The organism is Alphaproteobacteria bacterium US3C007 (assembly GCA_034423775.1).
Lineage (GTDB): Bacteria > Pseudomonadota > Alphaproteobacteria > Rhodobacterales > Rhodobacteraceae > Thalassovivens > Thalassovivens spotae.
On the sequence record CP139918.1, the window covers coordinates 3,366,336 to 3,381,444 of the forward strand.

13 protein-coding genes are annotated in these 15,109 nt (G+C 49.8%); 6 read left to right on the forward strand and 7 right to left on the reverse strand.

Annotated features, from left to right (window positions below):
- Both phnD and UM181_16105 read right to left on the reverse strand, forming a co-directional pair.
- Positions 1-978: a phosphate/phosphite/phosphonate ABC transporter substrate-binding protein gene (gene phnD, locus UM181_16100; protein ID WQC62813.1), complete on the reverse strand. Its 978-nt coding sequence runs from the start codon at positions 976-978 to the stop codon at positions 1-3.
- Positions 979-1,261: 283 nt separating this feature from the next.
- The gene (locus UM181_16105) at positions 1,262-2,062 is read right to left on the reverse strand and encodes a TIGR03084 family metal-binding protein (GenBank protein WQC62814.1); all 801 of its coding nucleotides are present in this window, start codon (positions 2,060-2,062) and stop codon (positions 1,262-1,264) included.
- Positions 2,063-2,419: 357 nt separating this feature from the next.
- On the opposite strand from UM181_16105, the gene UM181_16110 reads away from it, so the two are divergent.
- Positions 2,420-2,878, forward strand: coding sequence for a thioesterase family protein (locus UM181_16110; GenBank protein ID WQC62815.1), 459 nt, complete (start codon positions 2,420-2,422; stop codon positions 2,876-2,878).
- Between the two features lie 191 nt (positions 2,879-3,069).
- Positions 3,070-3,948, forward strand: a complete 879-nt coding sequence (locus tag UM181_16115; GenBank protein ID WQC62816.1) for a DMT family transporter — start codon at positions 3,070-3,072, stop codon at positions 3,946-3,948.
- A gap of 177 nt (positions 3,949-4,125) precedes the next feature.
- Here UM181_16115 and UM181_16120 read toward each other — a convergent pair whose 3' ends face one another.
- The 5 genes from UM181_16120 to UM181_16140 form a co-directional block, all read right to left on the reverse strand.
- Entirely contained in the window at positions 4,126-4,962 is an 837-nt protein-coding gene (locus tag UM181_16120) for an NAD(P)-dependent oxidoreductase (protein ID WQC62817.1), read from the reverse strand.
- 167 nt (positions 4,963-5,129) lie between these two features.
- A complete protein-coding gene (locus UM181_16125; protein ID WQC62818.1) occupies positions 5,130-6,344 on the reverse strand; it encodes an FAD-binding oxidoreductase in 1,215 nt (404 codons plus the stop codon).
- Entirely contained in the window at positions 6,341-8,044 is a 1,704-nt protein-coding gene (locus tag UM181_16130; GenBank protein ID WQC62819.1) for a hydantoinase B/oxoprolinase family protein, read from the reverse strand. Before UM181_16130 ends, UM181_16125 begins: the two co-directional genes overlap by 4 nt.
- Complete coding sequence (locus UM181_16135) at positions 8,037-10,127, reverse strand: hydantoinase/oxoprolinase family protein (GenBank protein WQC62820.1); 2,091 nt, start codon at positions 10,125-10,127, stop codon at positions 8,037-8,039. Before UM181_16135 ends, UM181_16130 begins: the two co-directional genes overlap by 8 nt.
- A 493-nt stretch (positions 10,128-10,620) precedes the next feature.
- Complete coding sequence (locus UM181_16140; protein WQC62821.1) at positions 10,621-11,643, reverse strand: LacI family DNA-binding transcriptional regulator; 1,023 nt, start codon at positions 11,641-11,643, stop codon at positions 10,621-10,623.
- Positions 11,644-11,787: 144 nt separating this feature from the next.
- Here UM181_16140 and UM181_16145 point away from each other — a divergent pair, with 144 nt between their 5' ends.
- The 4 genes from UM181_16145 (at position 11,788) to UM181_16160 (ending at position 15,104) form a co-directional block, all read left to right on the forward strand.
- A complete protein-coding gene (locus UM181_16145) occupies positions 11,788-11,961 on the forward strand; it encodes a hypothetical protein (protein ID WQC62822.1) in 174 nt (57 codons plus the stop codon).
- 27 nt (positions 11,962-11,988) lie between these two features.
- A complete protein-coding gene (locus UM181_16150; GenBank protein ID WQC62823.1) occupies positions 11,989-13,143 on the forward strand; it encodes a TRAP transporter substrate-binding protein in 1,155 nt (384 codons plus the stop codon).
- 108 nt (positions 13,144-13,251) lie between these two features.
- Positions 13,252-13,764, forward strand: coding sequence for a TRAP transporter small permease (locus tag UM181_16155; GenBank protein ID WQC62824.1), 513 nt, complete (start codon positions 13,252-13,254; stop codon positions 13,762-13,764).
- A gap of 11 nt (positions 13,765-13,775) precedes the next feature.
- Positions 13,776-15,104: a TRAP transporter large permease gene (locus UM181_16160; GenBank protein ID WQC62825.1), complete on the forward strand. Its 1,329-nt coding sequence runs from the start codon at positions 13,776-13,778 to the stop codon at positions 15,102-15,104.
- Positions 15,105-15,109 lie beyond the last annotated feature (5 nt).

Genomic DNA, 15,109 nt, shown 5'->3' on the forward strand with positions numbered 1-15,109 from the left:
TTATTTACAGTCGTAGCTTACGCCATTCGCTGCATCGATTTGGCGAATAACAGCCCAGTCATTTTTATGCCGAATACCGACAAAACGGTCGGCTTTCGCAAACTCTTTTTTGTAAACTGGATCTGAATCGAAATCGAAAGTGAAAAATGCTGATTTGATTTTACCAACCAACTCTGGGTGCAAATTATGCGCATGCCCATATCCCGTTGTTGGAAAAGTTGGTGATTGATAAACCGTTCTGATTTTATCTGCTTCGATAACGCCTCGACGCACCATACGTTGCAACACAGAGTTCGCAACCGCAGCTATTTCATAATCGCCATTATACACACCCAAGATCGAGTTATCATGCTTACCCGAATATGTCGGTGTAAAATCCCGATCGGCAATTAAATCAAATTCACCCTTCAAGATCGCGGAAGGTGCTTTGAAGCCCGAGTTGGAGGTTGGCGATGTAAAAGCCATTGTGCGACCCTTAATTTCGGATGGCGATTGAATTTCGCTATCCGCATGCACAATAATCTCCATCTCATACCCGTAAGACCCATCGTCTTTCGCGTGCATCGCGAATGGTACAAAGCCTGCACAGCTGACCGCAATCGGGTTAGAGCCGGTATTGAAGCCGGCGACATGCAAACGACCCGAACGCATGGCCTCTAATTGTGCCGCGTTTGACTCCACGGGGAAGAATACAACTTTTCTATCCGTATAAGCTTCAAGATGCTCAATAAATGGCGTCCAGATATTGGCATAGACCGCCGGATCTTCCACCGGCGTATAGGTGAAAATAATGGTTTTAGGATCAACCCAGTCTTTTTCATCTAGGGGCAAATCCGCCACCTGATCCATATTTCTATCACAATAAGCGGCATCCAAAGTGCCTCTGTGGCAATCTTCCGCCATTGCTTGGCTTACCGCAGCTCCGAAAAGGAACGTTGTTGCCACCGTAAGCGCTGACAGTTTTGTTTTTATAGTCATTCAAGCCTCCCGTATTTGTTTAATTGGATCAGCTTATGTCGACAAAAATTCCAAAACAACAATATTTTATCACAAAACTCCATTTTTTTATTTGAGCCAAAAAATCAACCTTATAACTACAGATGTCCGATGGCTGTGGCGCATGATAGGACCTAAAAAATTTAAAAATGCGCGATCATGAAACCATGACGCGGAGCTTCACGACACGCATAAATATTTTAAATTGATAATTTTCATGTAGCTTTGCGTATCTTGATAGATATACATGCGACGTGAATGGTGGTCAGAGCCTGCGCGTAAAACGCGTATTCTTGGCAGGTGGCGTTTCTGGCTTGCCCGCAAAACATTGGGCAAGTTCCATCCAAGTTATCGCGTTAGCGCCGACAAACTGCAAATCTGTATCCTTGACGTTGCGCACTTGCGTTACGACTTGCGCGAAGTCCACGGCCTTGCCCTTCACATATTGGGTTTCGCTTGGAGAATTCCACGTCCAAACCGCTCCTGATGGCGCAGTCAGGCACACATATGGGGCCTCGTCTGGCACCAGCAACCCCCTGTTTTGAAATGTCCACGCAAACGTTACCGCGCCTAAATGGCAGATATTGCGAATCCGATCATGCGCTTGACGGGGCCTGCCCAACACATCAAAAACCGCCTGTCCATGCGCCCAAGTTTCCATTTGCCGCGCCGTTATGCAGGATAGTGCGCTCATTTCTGGCCCAGCCCATTTCACCCTTTGCTTGGGGTCTGCTGAGCGATAGGCCACGCTGACCACCTGCGCCGTGGCGTGCCATTTTTGAAATAACTCAATCCCGCTTAACGCTCCTAGAAACGGATATTGACATTGCAACAACGTTAAACCTTGACTCAAATTTGCTTGAATTGGAGCAAAAAAAGCGTCAAAGGCCGCGTCACCTTCCAATGCGGCGAGCGCGGCGAGATCAAACATATGAAGATGTCCGATCACGTCATTGACCGTCCAAGATTTAAACAAGGTTTTCAATTCGAAAACATCATCCGGCTGACTGCTCAATAAATCGGCAAGCGCCTCAACTTCTTTTATATAATCATCAGCTTGCTGCATATATCGCCCTATGCCAGTTTTTAAACCGCGCCTTGTTTGGCCATTCATTAACGGCAGCAACTACGCGTAATTTCTGCGTATACCCAAAGCCATTTTTACAATTCTTTCAAGTCCAAAGCCCTGAGCGCACAGCCCCGGCACGGCAAGCAGCCCCAAGCGCGCAGACCAAAACGATCAGATGCCAGCACATGCCCTGTAAATATTGATCCGCGATATTTATGCGCAGGCGCGGCCTTTTTAACGCAGAGCGGCGCCAACCGCCTTGCCCCTGACTTTTAGGCAACACCATCCCATCATAAAATAGGTTCAAACGCGCCCAAAATGATGATCTAGATACAGAAAAGGCAGAAGGTTCAGATGGCTTTTACGTATCATACAAACGTTCACTCAGATTGGATCGACTATAACGGGCATATGCAAGATGCGTATTACGGTCTGGTGTTTAGCCATGGGGTAGATGCACTACAAGATGAAGTGGGTTTTGATCACGCCTATCGTGACGCAACAGGCTGCACGATCTATTTGGTCGAAGAACATAAATATTTTTTGAAAGAGGTGAAATACGCGGATGCGCTTGCAGTAAACATCCACCTCATTTCCCAAACGGATAAATTGTTTCATCTCTATGCCGAAATGATCTGCGCACAAAAAACCGTGGCGCTGTGTGAATTGATCGAAATGCACGTGCAACAGAAGCCGTGCCCGCATGGCGTTCCCATCCCGCAGCACATTGCCCACGCGCTGAGCGCCTATCAGATTAAGGATCAAGCCTTATCTGGCCTAAAACACCGCTCGCGCAAGATGCGCCTGCGCTGATGATCATGGGCGCCTTATCTTTGCCAGAACAAACAGATACCGGTCTTGCCTGCAGATTTGATAAGCATATTAACGTAAAAATTCAATTTGCAGCCATATTTTAAAAACCCTGTGCGTGTAGTTAAGGCTCGCCTATTGCACAAACTAATCCTACAGATTTAGAGCAGCAGTTTGCTTCATAGGAATGCACTATGCCCGAGAGAAAAACAGAGAATCTACGAGGGGCCATGTTGATGGTGTTGAGCATGGCGGCTTTCACCACCAATGATCTGTTCGTCAAACTGCTCGGGGCCCAGCTACCGCTGTCACAAGTTCTAATGCTACGCGGTGCTGTGGCGCTTTTGATGATTGCTGGATTGTGCCAATTCTATCAAGCTTGGACGATAAGATACGCCCGAAAAGACTGGGGCTTAATCGCTTTGCGCTGCGCCGCAGACGTTTGCGCAACTTATTTTTTCTTAAATGCCCTGATCAATATGCCAATCGCGAATGCCACCGCTATTTTACAATTGCTGCCCCTCACGGTTGCCCTTGGCGCTGCGCTGTTTTTAAACGAATTGCTGGGGTGGCGGCGCATGATTGCCATCGGTATCGGGTTTTTGGGTATGCTGATGATTGTCCGCCCTGGCGCTGAGGGGTTTAGTAATTATTCCTACTACGCGTTGATCGCGGTTTTGTTTATCACCTTACGAGAACTCGTCACCCGCTCTATGAGCGCCCATATTCCCAGCCTCATGATTACCTTTTTTGCTGCGCTCAGCGTGTTTATCTATGCCTCAATATCAATGCTTTATATAGAATGGGTGCCGGTAGAAGAGGTGCAGGCATGGTATTTGGTTGCTTGCTCTCTACTCATTTGCGCCGCATATTTTTTTAGCGTTTTAGCGGCTCGGGTGGGCGAGTTATCCTTTGTCGCACCCTTTCGCTATACGGGCCTCTTATGGGCGCTCTTTTTCGGCTTTTTCATCTATGGCGAATGGCCAACGCATTTGGCATTGACGGGCGCTGGCTTAGTGGTTGCTGCCGGTCTCTACACGATGTGGCGAGAGGCTAAAACCAAAAAGAAATGAAGGACGACGCCGTTAAAACGGCGTCGAAATTGATCACTTGAATGCCCCTTACAGCCTCTATTTGGCAGCAGGGCTTTTGTCTAAAATAGTTAAGACAGAACAGATGCTCAACGCCGCCTAAAAACTGTGTTACATTATCAATCGAGACCACAGAAAAAGTGGCAGCTCGACAGCCGCTTAAATAACCTTCTTATCGTCAATAATCGTCATCGTGGCCAAACCGCTTTCGCCAAGATCAACCTTAGCAAAAGGACCACCATGGCACATATGACCCGGATCTTGACTGTCCAAGACATCGGTTTCAGCCAATATCTTTTCAGCAAATTGCTCTGCATTATCTTTCGGACGAAAGCCGATAAAGGACGCTTTGCTATTATCAACCGCGGCACGGTCATTGTTTGAAACACCGTAAACAACGGTAAAACCTGTGACAGGTGTATCGATGCAGCGCTTGGTCAGTTGAATCAGATCATCATAAGATAACCAAGTTCCAAGCGCGCGCGCGCTGGTGACCTGAGCACAAGATAAAATGCGCATATGCACGCTTTCAAGCCCCCGCTTATCCCAATACATCGAGCCTAGATCTTCTGCGAAACACTTTGCCAAGCCATAAAACGTATCAGGGCGATGCCGGCTATCAGCATCGAGAGTTTCCGTAATAGGGTGCATTCCGACCGCATGAATAGAGCTGGCATAAACCACCCTTTTTAGCCCGTTTTGATAGGCTGCCTCCCAAATATTATAAGCCCCGATAAAATTAGGGCCCAATAATTTTTCAAAGGGCCCCTCATCGACGAATGCCCCCATATGGATCACCATATCGGCGCCCTGCAGGATACGCATCATATCATCTAAGCTAGCCAAATCCCCTTTTGCATAGGTTTCGCCAGGGTAGAGATTGCCAATATCGTCCACCAAATCAGTTGATACCAATTCATCGCACATTTTTGACAATGGCTCGCGCAGGTAAGATCCAAGGCGACCTGCAGCCCCCGTTAAAACTAGCTTTTTCATTTAAGTCGTCCTTTATTTCAATTCAGATTGGTTTTTTGAAACAGTAATCGGCACGCACCGCTTTCACAATCAATTACAGCAAAAGAAGCCAAGGAAACAAACCTCCCTAAAAATGCAAAATGCAAACTTGGCAGGCAAACCTGGCACCCCGCTTTACAGCGGGTTTATCAGATTATAGCTTTTTCCAAAATTGGGCGGTTCGCGGCAAATCGGTCAAACCCAAAAGCAGTCAAATCAAGCGTTTGATAGGCACCATGCACCATAATTTCAGCAATTGCTCGTCCCATCGCCGGAGATTGCTGCAACCCGTGACCAGAAAACCCATTTATGAAAAAGAAATTTTCCACATCATTATGCGGCCCTATGATCGCATTTTGATCAAAGCAATTATACGCGTAATGCCCGGCCCATTCTGATTGAATTTTTATCGCCTCAAACTGGGGAATGCGCGCCGCTATTATTGGCCAAATATCGGCCTCCCAAAGCGAATGATCCATCTCAAAATCATCATATTCCACCGCTTGATCGTTAAATGAACGTCCACCACATAGATAGGTTCCCCCGCCATTGTCGCGCATATGAACCCCGGAGGGGTCGATTGTCAGCGGTAGCGGTTTATCCAAAGGTTTTTGCGCGGAAAATATCCAACTATATCTTTTGCGCGGTTCCACGGGAATCTGCGCCCCCGCCATTTTTGCGGTTTCAATCGCGCGGGGCCCAGATGCATTCAACACTTGCCCGCATGATATCACCTCACCGGTTTTCATCGTTACGCTCTCTACGCGCGTGCCTGCTGCGTTTTTGCTCATCCCGACCACTTCGTTTTGAACAAATTCAACGCCCCGATCGGCCGCCGATTTGCGCCAGCAATCAAACACCGCAACACCATCCCAATAGCCTTCATCGATAAGATTGATCGACCCCAGAACAATATCATCAACGTTGTAAAAGGGATAAGCTGCTTTGATCTGCGTGGGCGTCATAAGCTGCGTTGCCGCACCGCACGCAATTTGAACAGCTTGATTTTCGCGCAAAACAGCAGCGCCCGAAAGGTTATTCGCCAAATATAGATAGCCAAAACTGTTGATCTTTAACTTTGGAGCGCGCGGATTGCCCTTCATATAGCTGGGCAGGTTTTGAATAAAATCTGCACTGAATTGGGAAATACGCACGTTTAGCGGGCTTGAAAATTGCTGACGAATGCAGGAGTTGCTCTTCATCGTAGACGAAAACTCATAGCTTGTATCTTTTTCGACCACCAAAACCGAACCATTAAAATCGGCATCATCCGACAAGAACCAGGCCGCGGAAGCGCCCATAATAGCCCCGCCCACGATCACAATATCATAGGTTGCGTTTTCGGGAGGCTGCAGCGCGCTCATGGCTCTTTGCCTTCCTGCACCAAGGCTTTAACAACGGCGATGTCCGCCTTGCTCAACCCGTAAAGCGTTTCTGCGCTTGCCGCTGAAATATAGCCACGCGCAAGATCCCTTTTTACCAAAGCACTCGGGCGGTCTTTCGGGTCGCCATAGCCACCACCGCCCGGAAATGCCATCAATACGCGCCGGTCATGGGCCACAAATTGCTTGCCTTTTCCCTTCATCACAGCACCGTCATCCTGAGCAATGCTGGTTTTTGCACCCGCTGCAGCCCCCCGTCTGCCCAATGCAGGGTGGTTTACCCGGTCCAGCATGGCCTGAAGGTCAAACTCATACCCATCGCGCGCGCCCACCTCCATATATTGCCCCAAACCACCGCGGTGTTTACCTGCTCCGCCGGAATCGGGTCGCAGCTCTTTACGCCAAATGATCACCGGACCCGCGTGTTCTGTGGCTTCAACGGGCATCGTCATCACACCAGAGGGAAAGGCCGTGGCATTTAATCCGTCATGATCGGGCCTCGCGCCCGAGCCACCCGAATTGAACGTCAGAACCTCAAACCGCGCCCTGCCGAATTCAGCGTCTTGATCGCTGCGCGCGCGTAATGACATCTGAAAATTGCACAAACACCCTGCCCCTTCAGCTGGCACCACGCCCGGCACAATCTGGTCGAAGGCATTAAACACAGCATCGGGCACAAAATGACCAATAATATGGCGCAAGGCTACGGGCGCTGGATGCGCGGCATGCACGATCGAGTTTTCAGTTGCCCGCACTTCAAACGGCGCAAGCGATGCTGCATTATTCGGAATCTCGGGCGCAATCGCGACTTTCAGCGCATAACAAGCATAGGCTTTTGTATAAACGAGGGGGCAATTGATGCCTTTTTTATCGACCGGCGAGCTCCCCGCAAAATCGGTGACAATGCGATCTTCGTGAATGGTAATTTTGGCTTGGATCGTTATCGGCGTATCAAAGCCATCGATCGTTAGGGCCCCCTGCGCCGTTTGACGCGGTAGCGCCGCAATGGCCTCAAGCGTTGCGCGGCGCGAGTGATCAAGGATAAATTGTGCGATAGCCGTCAGATCCGCAAGATCAAATTCCTGCATCATATCGATCAAGCGGCGATGCCCAATCTCATTACAGCTTGCCAAAGCATAGATATCACCAATCAACTGATCCGGTTGCCGTACATTTCCACGAATAATACGTATCAACGTTTGATCAACAACGCGTCGCTCAGCAAATTTCAGTATCGGCAGATAGAGGCCTTCTTCGTAAACGCTGGAGGCGTCTGCGCCAAAGCCACGCCCACCAATATCAACCACATGGGCTGTACAGGCGAAAAAACCCACCAAATTTCCGTTAAAAAAGGAAGGCGATACCATGGTTATATCATGCAGATGGCCCGTGCCCTCCCATGGGTCATTGGTGATGTAAATATCGCCTTCAAAAATATTATCCGGCCCGATACGCCGTATAAAATGCGCCACAGCATCTGCCATTGCATTGACATGCCCCGGCGTGCCCGTCACCGCTTGGGCAAGCATACGCCCTTGCTGATCATAGACCCCGGCCGACAAATCCCCCGCTTCGCGCACAGAGGTTGAAAAAGCGGTGCGTATAAGCGCTTGCGCTTGCTCTTCAACGACCGAAATCAAACGGTTCCACATAATTTGATAGGCCACATCAGAATTAAGCATCGCTTGCTCCTTTTAAACGCAGATCGATACAACCATCTGCCAAGCATGTGGCAACGCGGCTTGAGGGCACAATAATCGTTGTTTCATCCTCGGTTATTGCGGCGGGCCCCGCAATCACATCTTCGCAGCGCAAGTGATCGCGCGGTATTTCCGCCGCCTCCACAAACGCTTCCACCGCAGGTTCAAAAAGAGTGCGGTTTGCAGGGGCTAACGCGTGCACGCGCGCGGCACTTTCCGGTACCCGCGCCACCGCATCAGGCGTTGTGGCGGCATTCACCGACCAAACCGTCACTTCAATATCCAGCCCCGCGACTGGGCGCCCGAATAATTTAGCATATTGATCAGTAAAGCGGCTCTCAAAAACGGCTGCGTCAGGCGTCTTAGCGCAATCTGCATCTAAACCAATCGGAATTTCCCAACCTTGGCCTGCGTAGCGCATATAGGCTTTAAACTCCAAAACGATCGGGCTGTTAGAGGTGCAGCGGGCGACAAATCCAACCGCCTCCATTTGCAAGTTATGCAACAGCGTTTTGACTCTTTGCGGATCAAACTGCGTAAGCTTCATATAAACAGAGCGCGTTGCTTCAAAGCTGAACGGCGCGCGTAAAAACCCAATTGCCGAGCCAACCCCTGCACCCGGCGGCACCAAGGTCCGACGAATGCCAAGCTTTTCGCACAGACGGCCCGCGTGCAAGGGTGCAGCCCCGCCAAATGCGATCATCGTATAACCAGAGAGATCTTCGCCAGTTTCCACCGCGTGTACCCGCGCCGCATTCGCCATATTTTCATCAACCACTTCGGCCAACCCAAACGCCGCAGTGATCGCGGGCATATTTAAAGGTGCCCCCAAAACCCTACCCAGTACCTTTTGCGCCTCTGCGCCATCAAGAGGTAAAGATCCGCCAGCAAAGCGTTCTGGATCCAATTTGCCCAAAAGCAGGTCCGCATCGGTAACGGCCGGCTTTTCTCCCCCTTTGCCAAAACAGGCCGGCCCCGGCTCAGAGCCGGCGCTTTGCGGCCCAACCCGGATTTGACGCAGCGCATCAACATGCGCGAGCGATCCCCCCCCAGCACCGATTTCAACCATATCAATGACCGGTATCGAAATCGGCATGCCCGAGCCTTTTTTAAATCGGTAGCTTCTCGCAACTTCAAAAACACGGCTGGTTTTGGGCGTTTGGTCTTTGATCAAACAAATTTTGGCGGTGGTGCCCCCCATATCGAAAGATATAACATTTTTTAACCCATGGCGCGCCGCGATATGGGCCGCAAAAACCGCGCCCCCTGCAGGGCCCGATTCCACCAGACGCACAGGAAATTCAGCAGCGCTTTCAAGCGAGATAATACCGCCCCCAGAATGCATAAGAAAAACGTCACATTCCACCATTTCAGACCGCAACCGATTCCTTAAGCGATCTAAATATGATTTCATCAAAGGTTTGATATAGGCATTCGCAACCACAGTGTTGAACCGCTCATATTCGCGCATCTGTGGAGACACTTCACAGGACAGTGAAACCATCACATGCGGCAACCGCTCTGATAACAGCTCAGCCACCATTTTTTCATGGCGATCGTTCAAATAAGAATGGATCAATCCCACCGCAACGCTTTCATACCCTGCCGCCGCAATTTGAGCGATAACCGGTTCTATATCGGCGCGGCTGAGAGCCATAATTTCAGCCCCATTGGCATCCATCCGACCCGGAACCGTGTAGCGCCTTTGGCGCGGCAAAAGCGGCTCGGGCAAGATCAGATTTAAATCATATTGCTCAAACCGCGATTCCGTGCGCATTTCAATCACGTCTCGAAACCCTTCGCTCGTAATCAAAGCCGTTTTCGCGCCCCGCCGCTCAATCAACGCATTTGTTGCCAACGTCGTGCCGTGAATGACCTGCTCAATTTGGAAAGGCGCAACGCCGGCTTTGTCACAAACTTGCTGAAGGCCTGCGATAATTGCCTCTTCAGGTGCTGTGTAGGTGGTTAAAACCTTGGCGGAAAAAACTGCGGTGCCAACCTCCAGCACCACATCTGTAAAAGTTCCGCCAATATCTACGCCCAAACGAACTGAGTGCTGCGCCAAGAAAAAAGACCTCCAATTTAGTCTGTTAAAACTAGGGGTTGTCGGGGCCGATTTACAAGTTGTTTTATCGATCATACAAAACCGCGCTAAATGCGTCGGCCCATACCAAAGGCACTAGGCATCCGAAGTATTCTTTAACCACAAGTCGTTTAGTCGCAAAAGTTTGAGCGCCTATTAAAACTGCAAAGCGCGGCCGCCAAAAGCATCACTCAATGTAAGCAGCGCCCTGTGAGAACCCTTTCCTGCAAACTTGAATTTTAGAACGTGAAGACAATCAATTGTACCGACGGGTCCACAGATCGCCAAATCTACCGTAAGACGCTGGTGCAGAGTAGGAGAGGCAAAATAATTTCCCGAAATATTCACGTAAAGCTGGCACAGTTTGAGCGGAAACCACATCTTAAACCCCAAATCATTTAAGGAATATCCCAACACCGATTTCTAAGCCCACGGACTATCCACAGCGTACTGGCTGTTTCCCCCTGAACCAGCTTTAGGGCGCCACAGCGGCAAGCGTATCTCGGAACACAAGTTTGGTCTTTAACGGTATGGATTTCAGAGCAGTTCCCTCTTTGATTAAATTCGCCAGCGCTTTCGCCGCGAATACTCCCATTTCACGATGCGGAACATGCACTGTGGTCAGCGCCGGATAGGCAACTTGCGCCAATTCGATATCGTCAAACCCAATGATAGATACATCCTTGGGAACGTTTAGGTTTAGCTCGCGCGCGCTTCTCAACGCCCCCACGGCCAAAACATCATTACCGCAAAACACAGCGGTTGCCCCCGTATTTGCAGCCATAACCTGCTTGAAAGCTTGCGCGCCCTCCTCGATACCATAGGTGGTTTCAAGCAAATAAAGATCATTTGGATCCAATCCGTTTTCCGCCATCGCATCCAAAATACCAGAATGACGGGCTTGTGCACGGTCATTGGTTGCTCTTTGCGCAGAAATCAGCGCCAGTTTTCGATGGCCCATCTCTATCACTTTGACCGCCATCTCACGCATCGCAGCACGGTTATCAAACCCCACAGAGGGTCGTTCAGCTTGGCTGTTATAAGCCCAAGCGGTCAACGCCGCGACTCCTTGGTTTTCTAGAAATCGATAGATTTCGGGATCACGCTCATGCCCAATCAAAAGCAACGCATCCGCCCCGCGGGCTACCAGCGCTCTGATTTGCTCTTGTTCTATTTCAGGCCGGTATGACGTACTGGCAACCAAAAGCGTGAAACCGTGCAACAATAACTCTTCTTGAAAGGCTTGGAGGCCACGCGCGAAAATTGCGTTTTCCATCGTGGGAATAATCGCGCCGATCGTATTGGTGCGATTAGTGGCCATGACTTTGGCACCAAAGTTTGGCAAATAACCCAACTCGCTGATCGCGGCAGACACTTTTTGGCGCGTTGCAGCCGACACTTTATCGGGAAAATTTAGACATCGCGAGACGGTTGCCGTCGACACATTGGCCGCAAAAGCAACATCATGAAGCGTTGGAGTGCCATTTTTAATGCGCATTCAAGGTCAACCCACTTTGATCAGAACTGCAACTATATGGCATTATTAAAGAAATTAAAATATTCGATGTAAAGGCTTGCATTTTAGTAATGTAAACGCTTACATTGTACGAGAATCGGCTTAACATCTGGGAGGATAGGTTAAATGCCGCTTATCGGAGCGATCATCTTATTCGTGATTTTCACTTTAAATGTGGCCCTTGGGTCATTCTATAACGCTTCGTTTATTGGCGATGTCGGCGAAATGCTCATGTTAAGTGGCGTCGCCATCCTGTTTGTCATCACGATTCTGACGAAAGAAGCTGAGGCTAAAAAGTAGCCGCGGTACATATCACTTAGGGAGTACATGAAATTGAGTAACGAGAACAAAAACCTGAAATCGGCAACTCGCCGAAATTTCCTGAAGCTAGCGGGCTCAGGCAGCTTCACAGCCGCAATGGTTGCAGGCGCAGCGGGAACGCTTTGGTCAACTGAGGCTGCAGCTCAGACGGCCAGCGAAGAAAGAGATCGCGAAAAAGCCGCGGATCACGTGATGACAATCGCAACAGCCTATGTGCTGGGCGCGACGCGCAGCTACCCAATCATGCAATTGGACCTTAAAGAAAACATCCAAAACGCAACAAGCGGCAAAGTCTATGTTAAATTGGCCCCCGGCGGACAGTTGGGCGCAGGTGGCGCGTTGGCACAGAAGGTACAATCAGGGACCATCCAAGCTGCGCAGCATTCTTTGTCAAACTTTGCCCCTTTCGCGTCAACTGTTGACTTGATCAACATGCCGTATCTTTGTGGTTCAAACCAGCGCTTCACAAACCTGGTACATTCTGACACTTGGGCAAAAGCGGTAAACCCGAATGTCGAAGCGGCAGGTTTCAAAGCATTGTTCTATGTCAATATCGACCCGCGTGTAGTTGCGGTTCGCAAAGGTGGTGCAGGCGCTGTGATGACACCGGGTGATTTGTCTGGCGTAAAATTCCGCGTACCAGGCTCCGCAATGTTGCAGCAATATTACCGCATGGTCGGTGCAAACCCAACACCTGTAGCCTGGGGTGAAACGCCCTCAGCGATCAAACAAGGCGTTGCAGACGCGCTCGACCCATCCGTTGGCGCGCTGTATGTATTTGGCTTCAAAGACATTTTGAGCCATGTAACTTTCACGCAGGCGGTTCCAGATTCGCAGGTGTATTCTTGTAACCTCGAATGGTTCAACTCTATGCCGGCAGATGTTCAAGACGGCATTATGGAAGCGGCGGAAATCACCCGTCATCAGAACCTGTCAAAAGTACCTTCAGCGCGCAATTACGCCATGGCTGAGCTGCGCAAATCGGGCGTTCAGTTCCACTCATTAAGCGAGGATCAACTGGCTGAGTGGCAATCTGTTGGCGGCTATCAGAATGCAGCATGGGATAGCTTCAAAGTTGAGCTGGCTGGATCAATGGATACATTTGCCAAGCTAGAAGAAGCAGCCGGCACGCAAGGCCGCTACTACGTACACGACGCATAAGTGTCTTTGGTGGGCGTGCAAAAACGCCCACCATTTTTACTCTCAAAATAATTTTGTATTTATCAACGCGCCTTGCCAGCCAGAGCGACGCTACGAGAGAGGTTTGTTATGTTGTTACTTCAAAGGCTCAATAAAGACGCCGAAAAATGGGCACTTTTAGCCTTTTACGTCATGCTCGTTATGACCATGGCCGTTGAAGTGTTTCGCCGCGAAATCTTTGCCTATTCATCGATTTGGGGCGAAGAAATTGTGCGGTATTCTTTTATCTATCTTGCCTGGATCGGTGCGGCCGCGGCCGTGAAAGACCGCGCGCATATCAGAATTGATGTGGTGATGCATTATTTGAGCCCTTCGGTGAAAACCCTGCTCTACATCTTCGGTGATCTTGTCATGTTTGCGGTTGCTTTGATCGCGTTATACTGGTCCTGGGAAACCGTCCATGTCTCATGGAAATTTGGCTCTGTAAGCCATGGCCTTCGGGTGTCGATGGTTTGGTTCCTGATGGCAGTGCCAATTGGGTTTTTTCTGGTAATTCTGCGATTAACGCAATCTCTCCTGCGCGATCTGCGCAGCCTTCGCGACGGGTCACCCGTTTACGAAGGCGATAAGCTGTTTGACTGAGGAATAGGGCGATGCTTTTCAATACACTTAATCAAGCCGTTGAGCTGGGGTGGGATTTTTACCTACCGGTGATTATCTTCGTGGTCCTTGCTGCGCTGGCCGTGCCGGTCTGGGCGTCCATCGGGGTTGCTGCGATCACCATGCTGCTCATGTCGGGCGATTTACCTTTGGCATTGGTTGGCGAAAGCCTGTTTGATGGCATCGATGCTTTTGCTCTAACCGCGGTGCCGCTGTTCATTCTAACCGGCGATGTTTTGGTGAGAACCGGCCTATCTCGTAAATTTCTGAACGTGGCCGAAGCCGTTACGCAATTTGCCAAGGGCGGATTTGGGTCAGCAACCGTTCTTGTTTGCGGCATGTTTGCGGCGATTTCAGGCTCGGACGCCGCCGGCGCCGCCGCCGTGGGGCGGATGACCATCGATCGGTTGGTCGAGAGTGGTTATCCGCGTCCCTATGCCTGCGCTCTCGTTGCCGCAGGGGCTTGCACAGGGATCTTAATTCCACCCTCCATTGCCTATATTATTATTGGTCTGGTGCTGGGTATATCCGCCTCAACCTTATTTTTAGCTGCGCTGATCCCCGGATTGCTGATCTTAACGGCCATCCTGATCACCAATCTCGTTGTCAACAGAATTTACGGATATGAAGGCGGTGGCAATATGTCGGCGGCAGAATATTTCGGAAACCTTATCAGGGCGCTTGCCTCTGGATGGTATGCCTTTATCGTGCCCGGCATTATCTTTTATGGCATCTTTTCGGGAAGATTGACGCCCACAGAAGCGGGCGCAACCGCCGTGATCGTAACGATCATTATTGGCTTTGTTTTGGGCACGCTTAAATTATCTGACTTTCCCAATATGCTGGTCAGCTCTGCAAAAGTGAACGGAATTATTCTTCCGATTATCGCTTTTTCATTGCCCCTCGCGCAGGCTTTGGCGATCATGGGCGTGCCACAAGGGTTTGTTCATTCTGTCACCACCCTTACCGATGATCCTACCCTATTAATTTTGATGATGATCGGCATTTTGATCGCTGCGGGATGTGTGATGGAAACAACCCCCAACATTGTGATCCTTGCGCCAATTTTGAAGCCTTTGGCCGATAATGTCGGCATGAACGAAATTCAGTTCTGTATCATGATGATTACCGCCTTGGGTGTCGGGTTCATCACACCGCCCTTGGGGTTAAACTTGTTCGTTGTTTCCGGGATTACCGGAGAGTCAATCCTGCGGATCGCTTGGCGCGCAGTCCCATTCGTATTTTTCATGCTTGTTGTGGTTCTTTTAATCGCTTTTGTACCTGCGATTTCAACAACAATGCTTCCAGATATCTATAAATAAGGCAA